Origin of the sequence: Micromonospora sp. BL1, from assembly GCF_003667485.1 — a bacterium.
Taxonomy (GTDB): domain Bacteria; phylum Actinomycetota; class Actinomycetes; order Mycobacteriales; family Micromonosporaceae; genus Micromonospora; species Micromonospora tulbaghiae.
Window position 1 is genome coordinate 102,817 of record NZ_RCVK01000241.1, and the last position, 15,981, is coordinate 118,797.

At 72.6% G+C, this 15,981-nt stretch carries 13 protein-coding genes; 7 read left to right on the forward strand and 6 right to left on the reverse strand.

Annotated elements, in window-relative coordinates; genetic code table 11:
• Positions 1-5: 5 nt before the first annotated feature.
• Entirely contained in the window at positions 6-944 is a 939-nt protein-coding gene (locus EAD96_RS16245; protein ID WP_233585866.1) for a carbohydrate ABC transporter permease, read from the reverse strand.
• Positions 941-1,876 carry a sugar ABC transporter permease gene (locus tag EAD96_RS16250; protein ID WP_233585868.1) on the reverse strand — a complete coding sequence of 312 codons (936 nt, stop codon included), beginning with the start codon at positions 1,874-1,876 and terminating at the stop codon, positions 941-943. The genes EAD96_RS16245 and EAD96_RS16250 overlap by 4 nt, the downstream gene beginning before the upstream one ends.
• 78 nt (positions 1,877-1,954) lie before the next feature.
• Here EAD96_RS16250 and EAD96_RS16255 point away from each other — a divergent pair, with 78 nt between their 5' ends.
• The 3 genes from EAD96_RS16255 to EAD96_RS16265 all read left to right on the forward strand — a co-directional run bounded on the left by EAD96_RS16255 (position 1,955) and on the right by EAD96_RS16265 (position 5,573).
• Entirely contained in the window at positions 1,955-2,962 is a 1,008-nt protein-coding gene (locus EAD96_RS16255; protein ID WP_121684902.1) for an acetylxylan esterase, read from the forward strand.
• Between the two features lie 121 nt (positions 2,963-3,083).
• Complete coding sequence (locus EAD96_RS16260; protein WP_121684903.1) at positions 3,084-3,614, forward strand: hypothetical protein; 531 nt, start codon at positions 3,084-3,086, stop codon at positions 3,612-3,614.
• Positions 3,615-3,857: 243 nt separating this feature from the next.
• The gene (locus EAD96_RS16265) at positions 3,858-5,573 is read left to right on the forward strand and encodes a tetratricopeptide repeat protein (RefSeq protein ID WP_233585869.1); all 1,716 of its coding nucleotides are present in this window, start codon (positions 3,858-3,860) and stop codon (positions 5,571-5,573) included.
• 34 nt (positions 5,574-5,607) lie between these two features.
• On the opposite strand, the gene EAD96_RS16270 is transcribed toward EAD96_RS16265, so the two are convergent.
• Positions 5,608-6,048 carry a hypothetical protein gene (locus tag EAD96_RS16270; protein WP_120569386.1) on the reverse strand — a complete coding sequence of 147 codons (441 nt, stop codon included), beginning with the start codon at positions 6,046-6,048 and terminating at the stop codon, positions 5,608-5,610.
• A 171-nt stretch (positions 6,049-6,219) separates the two neighbouring features.
• Between EAD96_RS16270 and EAD96_RS16275 the strand changes: the two genes are divergently transcribed.
• Both EAD96_RS16275 and EAD96_RS16280 read left to right on the forward strand, forming a co-directional pair.
• Positions 6,220-7,812: a beta-1,3-glucanase family protein gene (locus EAD96_RS16275; RefSeq protein ID WP_121684905.1), complete on the forward strand. Its 1,593-nt coding sequence runs from the start codon at positions 6,220-6,222 to the stop codon at positions 7,810-7,812.
• A 202-nt stretch (positions 7,813-8,014) separates the two neighbouring features.
• Positions 8,015-8,386, forward strand: coding sequence for a nuclear transport factor 2 family protein (locus EAD96_RS16280; protein ID WP_121684906.1), 372 nt, complete (start codon positions 8,015-8,017; stop codon positions 8,384-8,386).
• A 27-nt stretch (positions 8,387-8,413) separates the two neighbouring features.
• Here the strand turns inward: EAD96_RS16280 and EAD96_RS16285 are convergent, their stop codons facing one another.
• Together EAD96_RS16285 and EAD96_RS16290 are read right to left on the reverse strand one after the other, a co-directional pair.
• Positions 8,414-8,770, reverse strand: a complete 357-nt coding sequence (locus tag EAD96_RS16285; RefSeq protein WP_121684907.1) for a nuclear transport factor 2 family protein — start codon at positions 8,768-8,770, stop codon at positions 8,414-8,416.
• A gap of 187 nt (positions 8,771-8,957) precedes the next feature.
• Complete coding sequence (locus EAD96_RS16290) at positions 8,958-11,003, reverse strand: caspase family protein (RefSeq protein WP_158614800.1); 2,046 nt, start codon at positions 11,001-11,003, stop codon at positions 8,958-8,960.
• Between the two features lie 405 nt (positions 11,004-11,408).
• On the opposite strand from EAD96_RS16290, the gene EAD96_RS16295 reads away from it, so the two are divergent.
• Together EAD96_RS16295 and EAD96_RS16300 are read left to right on the forward strand one after the other, a co-directional pair.
• Complete coding sequence (locus EAD96_RS16295; RefSeq protein ID WP_158614801.1) at positions 11,409-12,512, forward strand: hypothetical protein; 1,104 nt, start codon at positions 11,409-11,411, stop codon at positions 12,510-12,512.
• Between the two features lie 51 nt (positions 12,513-12,563).
• Positions 12,564-14,399 (forward strand): AAA family ATPase, encoded by a 1,836-nt coding sequence (locus EAD96_RS16300; protein ID WP_121684910.1) that lies wholly within the window; start codon positions 12,564-12,566, stop codon positions 14,397-14,399.
• Positions 14,400-14,412: 13 nt separating this feature from the next.
• Here EAD96_RS16300 and EAD96_RS16305 read toward each other — a convergent pair.
• Positions 14,413-15,981 (reverse strand): CHAT domain-containing protein (locus EAD96_RS16305; RefSeq protein WP_121684911.1); only part of this gene is annotated, 1,569 nt, incomplete at its 5' end.

The window sequence follows — 15,981 nt, forward strand, 5'->3', positions numbered from 1 at the left end:
GGCGGCTATCCCTTCACGGCGCCGAGCATGACTCCGGAGACGAAGTAGCGCTGGATGAAGGGATAGACCGCGAGGATCGGCAGGATCGTCAGCACGATCGTCACGGACTGGATGGTGGCGGCGGACTGCACGACGTCGCCGGCGCTGCCGAGGCCACCGCCGGTCTGCGTGGCGTCGGTCGCGCCCGCGATGAGGTTGCGCAGATAGACGGTCACCGGGAGCAGGTCCTGACGGTCCATGTAGAGGAACGCGGCGAACCAGGAGTTCCAGAACGAGACGGCGTAGAACAGCACCATCGTGGCGACCATGGCCTTCGACAGCGGCAGCACGATCCGCAGCAGCGTGCCGTACGTGTTCAGGCCGTCGACGGCGGCGGCCTCCTCCAGCTCGACCGGCAGGCTCTCGAAGAACGCCTTCATCACCAGCAGGTTGAACACGTTGATGGCGTTGGGCAGGGCGATCGCCCACACGGTGTTCTTCAACCCCAGGCTGGTGACCAGGACGTAGTTGGGGATCAGGCCGCCGGTGAAGAACATGGTGAACACGGCGATCCCGACCAGCGCGGTCCGGCCCCGCAGGTGCCGCTTGGACAGCACGTACGCGTAGCAGGTGGTCAGCACGACGGAGATGAGCGTGGCGACCACCGTGTAGAAGACGGTGTTGCGGTAGCTGACCCAGAACGTCGGGTCGGACGTCACCACCCGGTACGCGGTGAGGTTGAACCCCCGCGGCACGAGGTTCACCTCGCCCGCGACGATGTACGCGTTGTCGCTGAGCGAGCGGGCCACGATGGTGAGGAACGGGTACAGCGTCACCACCACGACGCCGGTCAGCACGACGGCGTTCACCACCTGGAAGACCCGGTAGCCCCGGGTCGGCCGGGGGCCACGCGGCCGGGCCGCCGGTTCCCGCGTAGGGGTCCGGGTACGGTCCTGCGTGCTCACCACAGGCTCGTCCCCACCGTGCGCCGGGAGATCGCGTTCGCCGACAGCACCAGCGTCAGCCCGATCACGGACTCGAACAGGCCGATCGCGGCGGCGTAGCTGAGGTTCCCGGAGACGATGCCCACCCGGTACAGGTAGGTCGAGATCACGTCCGCCGTCGGGTAGGTGAGCGGGTTGTACAGCAGCAGGATCTTCTCGAAGCCGACGGCCATGAAGGTGCCGATGTTGAGGATCAGCAGGGTCACCATCGTCGGCCGGATCCCCGGCAGCGTCACGTGCCACGTCTGCCGCCACCGGTTGGCGCCGTCGATGCGGGCCGCCTCGTACAGGTCGCCGTCGACGGTGGTGAGCGCGGCGAGGTAGAGGATGGTGCCCCAGCCGACCGTCTGCCAGACCTCCGAGGAGACGTAGATCGTCCGGAACCATCCCGCCTGCTGCATGAACGGGACCGGCTCGCCGCCCACGACCCGCAGCATCTGGTTCACCGCGCCGTCCACCGACAGCAGCTGGAGGACCATGGCCGCCACGATCACGATCGACAGGAAGTGCGGCAGGTAGGACACCGACTGCACGAACCGCTTGAGGGCCCGGTTGCGCACCTCGTTGAGCAGCAGTGCGAGCACGATCGGCAGCGGGAAGCAGAACACCAGGGTCAGCGCGCCCAGCACGAGCGTGTTGGTGAACACGTTCCAGAAGGTGGGGTCGGTGAAGAACAGCCGGAAGTACCGCAGCCCGGTCCAGTACTCGCCGAACAGACTGCCGCCCGGCTGGAAGCGCCGGAACGCGATCACGTTGCCCAGCATCGGCAGGTAGCGGAACGTCAGGAAGAACAGCAGCGGCAGGACGGCCAGCGAATAGAGCTGCCAGTCCCGGCGCAGGGCCCGCCGCCAGGGCGTACGGCGACCGCGCGGGATCGGGGATGCCAAGCTCATCCTCCCGCCTGACCATCGACCGGAACTTTCCGGTAATACGCCGTAAGCCTTTCGGAAATTTATGGGTATCGTTATCACGTGTCAAGAGCGTCGATTGACAACTCCCTCGACCAGCTCCGTCGCTACACGCCGGCCGTCGTCGAGCCCGCCGACTTCGACCGGTTCTGGCGCGCCACCCTCACCGCCGCCGCGGCCACCCCGCCGCTCGTCCGCGTCCGTCCCGAACCCACCGACCTGCGGCTGGTCGACATGTGGGACGTGACGTTCGCCGGCTTCGCCGGCGAACCGGTCCGGGCCTGGTACACCCGTCCCGCGGGCGTGCAGGCGCCACTGCCGGCCGTGGTGGAGTACCCCGGCTACGGACGCGGCCGGGGCCTGCCGGGCGAGCGGCTCACCTGGCCGGTGGCCGGTTACGCCCACCTGCTGGTGGACAACCGGGGACAGGCCGGACTGTTCAGCCGCGGGGACACCCCGGACCCGCACGACGCGCCCGGCGGGCCCAGCCCCGCCACCCGGGGAATCCTGGCCCCGGACGACTACCACTACCGCCGCCTGATCACCGACGCGGTCCGCGCGATCGACGCCGTCCGCGAACTGCCCGGGGTGGACCCGGCCCGCGTCGCCGCGGTGGGCAACAGCCAGGGTGGTGGACTCGCGCTCGCGGCGGCGGGCCTCGTCGACGGCCTCGCCGCGCTCCTGGTCACCGCCCCGTTCCTGTGCGACATCCAGCGCGCCATCGAGCTCACCGAGGCTTCCCCCTACGGCGAGATCGCCCGCTACCTGGCGGTGCACCGCGAGGCGGAGGAGCAGGTCCGGCACACGCTGTCCTATGTCGACGGCGTCACCTTCGCCCGGCGGGCCACCGCTCCGGCGCACTTCGGGATCGGCCTGCGGGACGAGGTCTGCCCGCCGAGCACCGGCTTCGCCGCCTACAACCAGTACGCCGCCGCCGCGTCGGCCACTCCGCCACGGGAGATGCACACGTACCCGTTCAACGGCCACGAGGGTGGGGAGGCCGTCCACGTCCGGCGGCAGCTGCGCTGGCTCGACGCGGTGATCCGTCCCGCCGGGACGGCGGCCGGCTGACGGCCTCACCGGATGCGGGCAGCGCAGCGCCTGGACCTGGGCCGGCGTCCCGGACCAGGCGTCGTGACGCCTGCGCCGGCACTCTCCGGAGCGACTTGTCGTCCGCCCATAGACTGCGCCGATGGATGCTGAGTTCACGGCCAACGCCGCCGCCACCGCCGCGATCTTCGGAGTCTTCGGGATGGCCTGGTTCGGCTGGGCGCAGGAGGCGCCGCCGAAGGCGTGGCGTCCGTGGCTCGGCGTCGGCTCGGTGTTGTCCCTGGCGGCAGCGATCGCCGGCGGCGTCGTCGCCGTACGCACCTGGGACGAGGGCAGCTCCGTGGACGACAGGACGGGGCCGGTCTTCGGGGTGATCGTCCTGATCGAGGTGGTCCTCTGCGCCGCCGGCGCGATCTGGCTCCAGCGGACCGGCCGCGCGTCCCTGGTTCCGGCGTGGGTCGCCCTGATCGTCGGCCTGCACTTCTTCCCCCTGGCGCCACTGCTCGGGTATCCGGCCCTCGCGATCTGGGCCGTGCTCGTCACCCTGGTCGCGGTCGCCGGCGTCGCCGTCGCCCGGCGGTACGACCTCACCCTCAGCGCCGTCGTCGGTGCCGGCACCGGCGTGACCCTCCTGATCGGAGCGGCGACCGCGCTGGTGCACGCGCTCACCTAGGCGCACTGCCTGGCGGTTGGTGGAGGTCCGCCGCGAATCGCGAACACCTTTCTTATTTTCATCGATGAGTATTAAGCTCTGGGCCAGCCCTGAGGTGGATCACATCGGAGGTTCTTGTGAGGAAGATGACCGTCCGTCGCACGACTGCGCTCCGCCTGGTGTCCGGCGCACGCCGGCTGTGGATCGAGTGGTGCTGGTAGCTGCCGGCACGGCGGGCGCTCCCGGGCGCCCGCCCCTGCGGCGGTGGGTCCGGCGGTGAGCGGCGGGCCGGAGCGCTACGACTGCCACCGCGACCACGGGCCGTACGCCGGTGTCTCGGCCTTCCTCGGCCGGGTCGCCGCCGACCGGCCCCGCCTGGCGGCGCGGCACGCGGTCGAGCTGCGGGCGATTGCTCCCCGACTCGATCCGGCGGCCCGGCCGGCCGCCGAGGAGGAGCCGATCCGCTTCCACCCCGCCCGCCGGACCGCCTGCCTGGCCTACGGCGCGGCGGAGCTGGTGGCGGCCTGGGCCGGCACACTCCGGCGGCCCGTGACCGTCCGATTCGACCATGTCGCCTCCGCCGACGAGACGACCGCCGAGCTGCTGGACGCGCTGGCCCGCCGGCTCGGGCCGACCCCGGTTCGCCTCGACCTCCGCGATGACGGGGCCCCCGACCCGGCGCCCGACGAGCGCACCCCGCAGGCGTTGCGGCGGACCCTGGGCGACAGCCTGGCCGCCGGCTACTACCACCACGCGGCCCGGGTCGCCCGGCGCGGGCGGGCGGCGGTCACCCCCGACCGCGACCTGAGGCACTGGTGGGCGTTCACCACCGGCCTGGCCACCGCACTGGCTGCCCTGAACCGGGCCGCCGAGGCGCTTGACCTCTACGACGAGGCGCGGACCGCCACCGACGACCCGAAGATCACCATGTCGGCGGCGTACGCCACAGCCATGCTGTACGCCCGGCACCTGCCGGCGGCCGACCAGGACCCGGCACAGGCCCGGCTCTGGCTGGAACGGGCGCTGCGCCTCGCCGCCGGGCTGGCCGACCCCCGCCGGCGGCTGCTGTCGACGGTCTTCTACGAGCAGGGCCTGGCGCTGCTGGACAGCCGGGCGGGCCGGCCCGCCCGGGCGCTACGGCTGGTCGACGACGGGCTGGCCCGGCTGACGGCCGCGCTCGGCCCCGGCGAGCGCCCGCAGGACCTGGCCCGGCTGCGCCACAACCGGGCGCAGGTTCACCTCGCGCTGGGCGACCCGGCGCGGGCGCTGGCCGATCTGGACACCGTGATCGCCCAGGACCCCGGCAACTGTGAGTACTACGTGGACCGCGCCGCCCTGTACCGGGTGGCGGGCCGGACCCGAGCCGCGATCCGGGACTACGACGCCGCCATCCGGCTGGGACCGCACCTGCCCGAGGCGTACTACAACCGGGCCGTGCTCCACCAGGAGCGGGGCCGCCCCGAGCGGGCGCGCGCCGACCTGGAGCGGGTGCTCGCCATCGAGCCCGGCCACCTCGACGCCCGGATCACCCTGGTCAACCTGCACGTGGAGCGCGGCGCGCTCGACGCCGCCGAGGCCGCCGCGCGGGCCGGGCTGGCCGACGTGCCGCAGGAGCCCGCGCTGCTGTGCACCCTGGGCCTGGTCCGCGCCGAGCGCGGCCGGCCCGCCGAGGCCGACGAGCTGTTCACCAGTGCTCTGAGTGGGGACCCGGAGCTGGTGGAGGCGTGGACGAACCGGGCCGCCGTCCGGTTCGAGCGCGGCGACGTGGCCGCCGCGCTCGCCGACCTGGACCGGGCGGTGGCGCTGTCGGCCGCCCCCGTGCCGCGATACAACCGGGGCACGGCCCTGGCCCGGCTGGGCCGGTGGGACGAGGCGGCCCGCGACTTCACCGAGGCGCTCGCCCAGCCCGGGCTGGACCGTGCCCTGCGCCGCGACCTGCGCGCCGAACTCGCCCGTTGCCGCCGAGCGCCGGCCGACTGACCCGGCCGCGGGCCGGGTGCGGGTGGGAGCGGAGTCAGCAGCCCTGGCGGCGGCTGTAGATCTGGTGGCGCTGACCGGCCCATCCGATGTAGCCGACCGCCTCGACGCAGTAGTTCGCCGTACCGGTGACGGCGACCGGGCCGGCGTAGTAGCTGAAGTCACCGGAGTTGGTGTCCGTGCCGCCCGAACGGGTGCAGTGCGCGCCCTCGCCCGACCGCTCCGCGCAGCGGTAGATCTGCACGAAGGTGGGCGCCGACTTCCCGTACGCCGCGCCGCGGTGGTAGAAGCAGGCGCTGTTGGTGCCGCCGTTGCTGCTGTTGTAGTAGATCACCAGTTCACCGAGCCCGGACGACTGCACCTGGCTGTAGGTGATGGTCCCCGAGCAGGAGCCGGCCGCCTGGGCGGCGGGGGCGCCGACCGTCAGGCCCGCCCCGACTGTCACCAGCGCCGTCAGCATCGAAAGTACGCGCTTCATGAACCTACCCACCCAATCCACAGTCGACTGTTCCGGAGTGGATCTTAATCAACCGGTGACCTTCGCCGTGGCCCTGATCCATAGGCAACCGCCTATTGACAAACAATATTAACAATTGGACCCTGCTGAGAGAGCGCTCTCCCGTCCCCCAGTCTCCAGCGAGGTGTCGCCATGCGTCTCCGAAGAAGGCTGCTCGCCGCCGCGTCCGCCATGCTCGCCGGGCTCGCGGGCGCCGTCGTCGCCACGCCCGCCCACGCGGTCGGACCGGCGTTGCTGCCGGTCACCGTCACCAACACCACCGGCCGCAGCGACCCGGTCTACCTGTATGTCATCGGCGTCCAACTGTTCTCCGGCCGGCTCGGCTACGTCACCTCCGGCGGCGCCTTCGTGCCGTGGACCGGCGGGCAGATCCCGCCGTTGCCCGCGCCGGACGTCTCCATACCGGGCCCCGGCAACGGCGGCAGCACCACGATCCAGTTCCCCCGCGGCTTCTCCGGCCGGGCCTACTTCGCGCTCGGGCAGAAACTGAAGTTCTTCCTCACCCCGGACGGGCTGGTGCAGCCCGCGCCCTGGGCGGCCGGTGACGCGAACCGCGACATCCTCTTCGACTGGAGCGAGTTCACCTACAACGACTCCGGGCTGTGGCTCAACAGCTCCCAGGTCGACATGTTCGCGATCCCGCACGCGGTCACCGTGACCGGCGCCAACGGCGTCACCAAGCGCACCGGCGACGTGGTGGCCAACGGGCGCAACGCGGTCATCGACGGCATCCGCGCACAGCCGGGCTGGGCCGGCACCGTCCACACCCGCTCGGACGGGACCGTGCTGCGCGTGCTGGCTCCGGGCAAGGCGGCCGGGGCCGGCCTGCTCAGCGCCACCTACCTGGACTCCTACATCGCCTCCGCGTGGAACGCGTACACCACGAAGACGCTGACCGTGGCGCCGTTCGCCGACCAGCCGGCCATCCGGTACTACGGCCGGACCTCGGGCAACACCATGACCTTCACCAACGGCAGCGGCCAGGTGGTGGCCTCCTTCAACCGGCCCTCGTCGGCCAGCGTGTGGGGCTGCGACGGCGACCTGCCCGCGCCGAACGACCAGGTTGTCGGCCCGATCTCGCGTACGCTCTGCGCCGCCCTCAACCGGGGCACGCTCGGCACCGTCGACACCCAGCCCAGCACCGACGCCGCCGGCTTCTACCGCAACAACCCCACCAACCAGTACGCCCGCCTGATCCACGCCAACATGACCGACGGCCGGGCGTACGCGTTCGCCTTCGACGACGTCGGCGGATTCGAGTCGCTGGTGCACGACGGCGACCCCCGTGCGGCCGGACTGATCCTCAGCCCGTTCACCGGCGGTGGCGGCGGCACCCCGACCACCGGGGTGCCCGTGGTCAGCACCTGGAACAACAAGTGCATCGACGTACCGAGCTCCAACTTCGCCGACCGCGCGCCGCTGCAGATGTGGAACTGCAACAACACCGGCGCGCAGAAGTGGACGTTCAGCGGCACGGCGCTGAAGAGCCAGAACAACAAGTGCATGGACATCGACGCCGGGTCCACCGCGAACGGGGCGGTGGTGCAGCTCTACACCTGTAACGGCACCGGGGCCCAGCAGTTCACCCTGAACGCGGCCGGCGACCTGGTCAATCTGCAGGCCGGCAAGTGCGTCGACATCAAGGACTGGAACAGTGGCGACGGCGCGAGGCTCCAGCTCTGGGACTGTGGGGGCACTGCCAACCAGAAATGGCGCAAGGGCTGACCGGCCGTGCGACGGCGGCGGGGGCCGACCGCGAGTCGTCCCCGCCGCCGGCAGGGTGACGATTGCGTCGACCACCCGGCGAGCCGGCGCGGGCACCGCCTGCTCCCTGCGACCGCGCGGCGAGGATCCGCGATCGGCGACGCGGCGCCCGCCCGGCGTTGGATGATGGCGTGAGTCGTCCATGCACGAGAGGCTTCGGTGAATGACCGAGCAATTGCGGGCGCGCCCGGCGCGCGAGGTGCTCGACGAGCATCTGCGCCTGTCGAACGAGGGCCGGTTCGCCGAGGACATCGAGCGCAACGTGTCGCCGGACTGCGTCGTCCTCGATCGCAGGGGAGTGTTCCGGGGACACGACGGGGTGCGGAAACTGGCGCAGTGGCTGAGCGCGGAGCTTCCGGGCGCCCACTTCACCTACACGACGGTGCTGATCGAGGATCGGATCGGGTTCCTGGAGTGGACCGCTGACGCACCGGGCGCGCGGGTCCGCGACGGCGCCGACTCGTACGTCATCGAGGACGGCTGGATCGTCGCGCAGACCATCCACTACACGGTGGAACCGACCGCCGGAGCCTGAGCGTTCGACCGGCCGCGGGCGGAGCGCTCACTGGACCGGGACGAAGGTGGCGGCCAACACCCGCCAGTTGCCGTCCTCACGCACCCACAGCCGGGTGTAGCGCAACCGCGCGGACACGACGGCCCCGCCCTGAACCGCTTCCACCGCAGCGACCGTGCGGGTCACCCCGGTCTCACCGTCGTCCTGGACGTCGAGCGACTCCTCCACCAGGCCGGTGATCCGCAGGGCCCCCGAGCGGTAGCTCTCCAGATCATCCTCCTTGGTGAAGACCGTGCCGTCCGGTCCGGCACCCACGACCCGGGGGTGCAGAAGCGCGTCGAGGGACTCGACATCGGCGGCACGCTGAGCGGCCTGGAGCCGCCGTTCCGCAGCACGAAGATCCATTCACCGATCCTCTCCGGCGCCCCGCACCACGACAAGCGGGTTAGCTCGCGGCAGAACGGCAATGCCGGACCAGTACGGTGTCCGCGGCACAACCGAACGTCAGCATGACCCGGCCGGCCACCTCAGAGGAGTCCAACGGAGCGCGGCAAGACCCGCGCATGCGCGCGCCGTTTCCATTCATCGCCCACTAGACCTCCGGGACCAGGGTGCGCACCGTCAGGATGCTGCTCGCCCAGTCCGGTGCCGCAGAGGGCGGGCGGACCGCCTCGCGGTGAAGGGCGGTCATCCCCAGCCGGTCGAGGATGCCGGTGAACGACACCGAGCGACTCCGGTTCGCGTCGGCGGCCCCCGGGGTGCCCAGTGGGCCGAGGTGGAACGGCGTGGTCGGGAACTCCTCCTCCGACACGAACAACTGCAGGTAGTCACGCGCTTCGGCGCCGGGCTCGACGGCGCGGTCGTCCGGCAGTTGGAAGGCGACCAGGCCACCGTCGAAGGCCGCACCGCAGTTCCCGGGCGCGATGATCCGGCCCGGGTACAGGTGTGGGTGGATGGCGTGCCGGTCGGTCAGGTCGAGCAGCACGCAGTAGAGGGACCGGGAACTGGTGTTTCGCAGCCGGATGAAGACCAGGGGCGGCATCCACTGGTCGTCGGAACGGGTGTACGTCAACAGGACGGTGCCGTCGTCGCCGGGCTGGTACGGCGCCCGGTCCCGCGGTGCGCTGTCCTCGCCGGGTTCCGCCGCGACCACCTCGATCTTGACGGCGTTGGCGAGCCGGGAGACCGGGTTGGCCAGGTTCCGGACGGTGCGCCAGCGGGCTATGTGCTCCAGCCGGTCCACGGCCGTGTACACCTCGGCTCGGGTCAGGTCGTCCGTCAACGGCGTGCCGTCGAAGGACAGCACGCGGATGCGGCCGCCGTTCGTGGAGACCCGCAGGTCCGGCATCGTCTCCGTGTCGTCGAGCGCGACCACCCGCAGGTGCGGTGAGGGAGAGTTGTCGGGCCCCGCGTTCTGCACCGCCTCGATCACGGCCCGGGCGGTCTCCGGGTCGTCCCGGCTCGTCCCCCCGACCGCCACCGAGACCGCGGGCATGGGCACCCGGGAGAGCACCACGTCGTACTGGCGGCCGGTGTCGGGTGTCCATCCGAGGGGCTCGACGACGCTCAGGTCGGTGCGCACCCGGACCACTCGGGCTTCGCGCACCGGGCTCTCGAGGTGTATGGCGACGCGGACGTCGTCGCCCGCCGCAGCCCTGATCCCGTGGATCGACCCGGCGTTGATCTCCCAACTGCCACGGTGGTACCGCATGACGAGCGCGCTCGCCGGCGTCCGGAACGCGCCACCGAGAAAGGGCTGGTCGACGATGTCGCGGTCAGCCGGGTACAGCGTCGGCACCTGGTGGTCCCTGGCGTTCTCGACGGCGCACCGGGCCGCGACCATCAGCTCGCGGTAGGTGGCGCCCGGGCCCAACCGCTCGACGGCGTCGAGCAGGCCGACGGTGAAGATGCCGTTGCGCCGGTTCCACGGCCCGGTCTCGTACGCCTGCTGGTCGTCGCGACACGCCGTGAGCGCCACGTGGTCGGCGTCGGCCGGGTCCGGGCCGACGTCGCGGGCACCGGCGGCGCGGCTGTCGCCGAGAGCGGCGGCACCGACGAGTTCCGGCAGCAACGACTCCAGCGCGGGCGGCCGGGTGGCGGGCTCGACCCAGCGCGGGGCCACCGGCGCGAGCCGGATCACCTCGCCGGTCTGCGGGTCCATGCTGGGACCGGTCCTCGTGGCACCGGCCGAGTGGCAACTGTCGAGGACGACGGCGACGTGCACGCCGCGGGACGCGACCTCCGATATCAGCACCCGGAGTTCACAGTCGAGGAGGTCGGGCGTCCCGGTCCCGCCGGCCCGGCTGTCGTGGCAGACGAGTGTCTGGCACCAGCCGCTGGGTTCCCGGTGCCACAGCTCCGGCGGCAGCGGCGAGAGCGAGCCGTGCCCGCTGAACCAGAACAGCGCGGTGTCGCCGGGGCCTGCCTGGCCGAGGTGTTCGCGGAACGCCGCGATGACCGCCGCCCGGGTCGCCTGCTCGTCGAGCAGTGTCCGGACACGCGCCGTCGGGCCGGATCCGTTCCGGGCTCCGAGGAGCTGTTCCACCCGCCCGACGTCGTTGCGGCACCCGCGGAGGCGGCGCAGGTCAGGTGCCCGGTACGAATTGATGCCCACCAGCAGTGCGTACAGCGACGACACGGGTTGCCTGCCTCTTCCCTGGATCCGGCGGATGGTTCGTCGGAGGTGACACCGGTATCTGACGGACCGCCCGCCTCGATCACCGCCGTCGATCTCACGGCACAGATCGACCAGTTGCGCAAGACCCCACATCGGGGACAGGAGGACGTCGGAGGGGGGTTGGCCGAGTTGGTTCACGGCTCGCCACCGGACGACTCTCCGACAACGCGGGCTGGCCCTCGCCCTCAGGTCCATCCGATGTGGATCGATCCACTGAAGAGACCGAATGTGGCGCCTCGGGTCCCTCGGTGCCGTGGCGTGGTCGCGCGGCGCCCCGCGCCGGGGGCAGGCTGTGTCCGTCCGATCCCGCCGGTCCCGGCGCGATCGGAGACCATCCCTGACGAATCCGCTCTGGAAGGAGCCGCAGTGGGTGCTTCGGCAGTGCAGTCCCAGCAACGGGACGCGGCCCGGATGCCCGCCGTCCGCCGGGCCGCCGCGCCGGGTGAGACGCGGCAGGCCGTCGATCCCGGCGTGCCGGCGCTGACGGCGCTGGCCCGCGAGGGCACCCTCGCCGCCGCGGCGGCGACCGCCGAGGGGACGGAGCGTCGAGTGATCGTCCGGGCGGCGTACGACCTCGTCTGGCCGATCGTGTTCGCCCGCGTGACACGCCGGTTCGAGCGCCGCCGGGGCCATGCCGGCTGCTCCGTCTCGGTCGAACGCCTCGCCGACGAGTGCCTCGACCGGTTCCACGACGACGTCGAGGCAGTGGTCGAGGACCTGTTGACCCACGCCGACCGGCCGGTCCACAACCTGGAGGCCTGGATCGCCGGGCGCCTCAACGCGGCGACGGTCGACGGCCACCGCCGACGGCGCGGGCGCCGCGGTGCGCTGCAACGCCCCCGGATACCCGGATGGCTGGCCGACGAACTGGGCCGGGACCGCTGGCTCATCGCGCTGGCCACGGAACTGCTCGGCTGGGTGGGGGTTCCGGTGACGGCCGGGAACGACGTGTGGCCACTGGAGGCGTGGGCGCAGCGCCGTGCGGAGATGACCGGCGACTGGACGGGCAGCGAACCGCCGGTGGTCGCACGGGAGGTGGAGCGCGTCCTGGCCGCCATGCGCAGCCGTATCGACTGGTACGAGAGGTACGTCGAGCGTCCGCTCGGACGCAAGGAGACGCCGGTGGCCGCGGCGCCGCCCGAGGACGCCGCCGTCGCGCCGCTTGCGCCGGCCGACCGGGACGCGCGGGCCGACGCCGAGCTGACCCGGCTCGCCGCGTACGCCGTCGAGGCGATCGGGGAACGGATCGGCCGGGGCGAGTCCGCGGCCGAGGTGGTGGTCGACGTCCTCGGGACCGTCTTCGGGCGGGCGAGTGCGGCAACCGATGTCGAGCAGCCGCCGCACGCCGGCACCGATCCGGGCGAGACAGTGCTCGGCGCGCTGGGGGAGCGGGCCGACGTGGACCGGATAGTGGCCGCCGCGCTGGACATCGTCGGGGCGGAAGCGGTGCGCGCCCCGCAGGCCGGCTGAGGCCGCTGTCCGTCAGATGCCGGTGTCGCCGCACCGCCTCGGGAGGACCGCATGACCATTCCGGCCTGGCTGCGCGAGGTGCGCACCGCGCTCTCCGTCAACTCGCAGGTCGTCCTATACGGCAACGTGCGGGACGTGTTCCTGCTGCCGGGCGAGGACGGCCCGCAGCCGTTCGACCTGCGGGCCGCCCTGAGCCGGATCCTCGCCGAGGAGGGGTATCCCCACCTGGTGGTCGCCGACGCCGTCGCCGGGCTGAGCCCGCTCCCCGCGGACGCCGCCACGGCTCAGGCGGCAGCGGCGGTCGTCCAGCCGGACGGCACGTCGCCGTGGGGATCGTGGCCGGACGAGGAGAGCCGGCTCGGCCGGCTGTCCGACGCCGTCGAGCGGGTCGTGCTGGCCGGTTCGCGCAGCGCGATCCTGATCGACTTCGCGTCGCGTCTGATGCCGGATCCGGCCCATCTGGAAGCCGCCGAACACACCTTCTTCGCCCGCTGCGACAGGTTGTCGCGGATGACCTACCCCAGGCCGGCGGGATCGGACCGGCGAGCGCTCTTCAACCCGGTGATCTGGGCCGTCGACAACGAACGGGACCTTCCGGTGTGGCTCACGGCCGGCAACGACGACGTACGCAAGATCGCCGTGCCGCTGCCCGGCCTCGGCGAGCGGGCGACGGCCGCGGGCTGGCTCGCCGGGACGCTGTCCGGCTACCGCGAGGCGAGCGAGGCCGACCAGCACCTGCTGGATCGGCGGTTCGCGGAACAGACCCAGGGCATGACGCTGCGCGGCATGATGGCGGTCGCCCGGCTCGCGGCGCGGATGGGCACCCCGGTGGGGGACATCGACGAGGCGGTCCGGTGCTACCGGGTCGGTGTGCACGACAACCCGTGGCGGGCGCCGCACCTACGGAAGCGGATGGAGGATGCGGCCGAGGAGATCGGCAAGCACGTCCTCGGCCAGCCGGAGGCGATCCAGCGTTCGGTGGACATCCTGATCCGCGCCGTGCTGGGCCTCTCCGGGGCGCAGGCCGGGACGAACGTGTCCCGGCCGCGCGGGGTGCTGTTCTTCGCCGGCCCCACCGGCGTCGGGAAGACCGAGCTGGCCAAGGAACTGAGCAAGGTCATCTTCGGCGACCCCAGGGCCTACACCCGGTTCGACATGAGCGAGTTCGCCGCCGAGCACTCCGCCGACCGGTTCGGCGGCGCCCCACCGGGATACATCGGGCACGACGCCGGCGGGGAGTTGACGAACGCCGTGCGGCAGCGGCCGTTCAGCCTGCTGCTCTTCGACGAGATCGAGAAGGCGCACGACCGGATCCTCGACAAGTTCCTGCAGATCCTCGACGAGGGCCGGTTCACCGACGGCAGCGGGTCGACCGTCTACTTCTCCGAGACGGTCCTGGTCTTCACCTCGAACCTCGGGGTCACCCCCGAGGACTACGCGGCCCAGGCCGCGGCGGACCCGCGGCAGGCGCCACTGAGCCGGGTCGAGCTGGAGGAGCGGATCCGCAGGGCGGTGAAGCGGCACTTCACCGAGGAGATCAACCGGCCGGAGCTGCTCAACCGGCTCGGTGACAACATCGTGGTCTTCAACTTCATCGACGCCGCGACCGCGGCGCGGATCTTCGACCTGCAGATGTCGCACGTCGCCAAGCGGTTACGCGCGGAACGCGGCATCGACCTGACGCTCACCGACCGGGCCCGGCAGCAACTGCTGGGCGGTGCGATCGGGAACCTCGAGATGGGTGGCCGGGGGATCGGCTCCCACATCGAGAGCGCACTGGTGACCCCGCTCGCCCGGGAGCTGTTCCGGCACCGGGACCTGCGGGGCCCGGTCGCGGTCTGCGACGTGCGTGAGACCGACGGGATCCGGCAGGTGAGCCTGGCGTGAGGGCTCCCGTCGCCTACCTGCCGTGGTGGGTGACCCCGGCCCACGCGGCGACCTCGGCACATCCCGCCTCGCCCGCCGCCGCGCGCAGGTGCTCGGGCATCGAGTGCGGTGCCGCGCGGCCGCCGTCGAGCATCCACAACTGGGCGCGGCGCAGCGCGTCCGCCGGCGGTAGTCCCTCCCCTCGCTGAAAGTGCGAGGTCATGAAGGCGAGCAGCGACGCCGAGGAGCCCGGCGCGGGCCATCCGGCGGCGAACACGGTACGGGCGCCGCCGACCAGGTATGCCGTCGCCGGTGCGAACGCCTGGTCCTCGGCCTCGTCGACCCCGGCCCCGCCCGGGCGGGGCGCCAGCGTGACGACGTCGGCCCCGGCGGGCCGCGCCACGATCGCGTGCGGTGTCAGGCCGGCGTCGCCGGTCACCCCGGCGCCGGACGTCGCCGGCCCTCGCCAGGCCAGCTCGCACAGCAGCCGGGCGGAGACGACGTACGAGAGGGCGGCCTCCCGCACGGCGTACCGGCCGTCCGGGGCGCGGGCGGCCTGCCACGGCACCGCGGCCAGCGGCCCGGGCGCGACGATCGTCAGCCGCGCCGGACGGTCCGGATCCGGGGCGCGGCCCAGGGCGTGCAGCAACGGGCCCACGGCCACCCGCCACGCCCACTCGCCCATCTCCACGGAGAACGGCTCGACTGCCGGCGGCACGGTCAGCGCCGGCAGCGGAAGAGAGAAAGCCACCTCGTCGCGTGGCACCACGACGGCGAGGCCGCCACCGCTGCCGTCCTCGGGCAGCAGATGGACGAGCGCGTCCCGGCCCAGCGACGCCAGTGCGGCGCGGATCTCGTCGAAGCTCGTCGTGCCGAGCAGGCGGCCGACGGCAGGTGTCGGGGAGTTCGTCAGCGCGGCGGCGGCACGCGCGGCGCGGCGCGCCCCGGCGACGTCCAGGACGCCGTCGACGGCCGTCCAGCCCGCGGCGAGGTCGGGTTCACCGGCCGCGCTCAGCAGGTCCGGGACGGTAGCGGTCACCGTCGCCGCATACAGGAGCATGCCGCGGCCCGTCTCCAACGCCGCCCCGGCGGCTTCGACGTCGTCCTGTGCCAGGCACCAGCGTGCCACCTCCGCAGCCGTCGTCGCCCCGTCCCGCGCGATCGTGGCGGCGTCTTCCGTGCCGCTGCCCAGCAGCACCTGGTACGCGTACCCGGACAGGCCGCGCAGGCCCACGTCGCAGGCGGCGCGGGCACTACCTGCTTCGAGGTGCGCGTGTGCCAGGGCGTGTGCGGCCGGTGCGAAGACGGGGTGGCCCGGCTGGGCCGCCTCCCGTACCGCAGCGGTGAGCTCGTCGACCGCCCGGGTGAGCGCGGCGCCGTCCCCGCCCACGCGGTGGGCCAGCGTGAGCGCGTGGCCGAGCACCATCCGTACGGCGGGCAGTCGCGGGTCGTCCTCGGCGGCGATCCGTACGGCGCCGGCCAGGTCGTCGATGCCCCGGCGTAGCAGGTCGAGGTCCTGGCCGGTCTGCGCCTGCGCGACGAGCCGGCAGCCGCCGGCGATCAGCCGCGCCACGTCGTCGGAGGGCGGGGCGGCGTCGTCGGG

Excerpts from the sequence above, each read along its gene's own strand:
- EAD96_RS16250 (WP_233585868.1), bottom strand. The coding sequence starts at position 1,876 with ATGAGCTTGGCATCCCCGATCCCGCGCGGTCGCCGTACGCCCTGGCGG.
- EAD96_RS16260 (WP_121684903.1), top strand. The coding sequence starts at position 3,084 with ATGGATGCTGAGTTCACGGCCAACGCCGCCGCCACCGCCGCGATCTTC.
- EAD96_RS16270 (WP_120569386.1), bottom strand. The coding sequence starts at position 6,048 with ATGAAGCGCGTACTTTCGATGCTGACGGCGCTGGTGACAGTCGGGGCG.
- EAD96_RS16275 (WP_121684905.1), top strand. The coding sequence starts at position 6,220 with ATGCGTCTCCGAAGAAGGCTGCTCGCCGCCGCGTCCGCCATGCTCGCC.
- EAD96_RS16280 (WP_121684906.1), top strand. The coding sequence starts at position 8,015 with ATGACCGAGCAATTGCGGGCGCGCCCGGCGCGCGAGGTGCTCGACGAG.
- EAD96_RS16285 (WP_121684907.1), bottom strand. The coding sequence starts at position 8,770 with ATGGATCTTCGTGCTGCGGAACGGCGGCTCCAGGCCGCTCAGCGTGCC.
- EAD96_RS16300 (WP_121684910.1), top strand. The coding sequence starts at position 12,564 with ATGACCATTCCGGCCTGGCTGCGCGAGGTGCGCACCGCGCTCTCCGTC.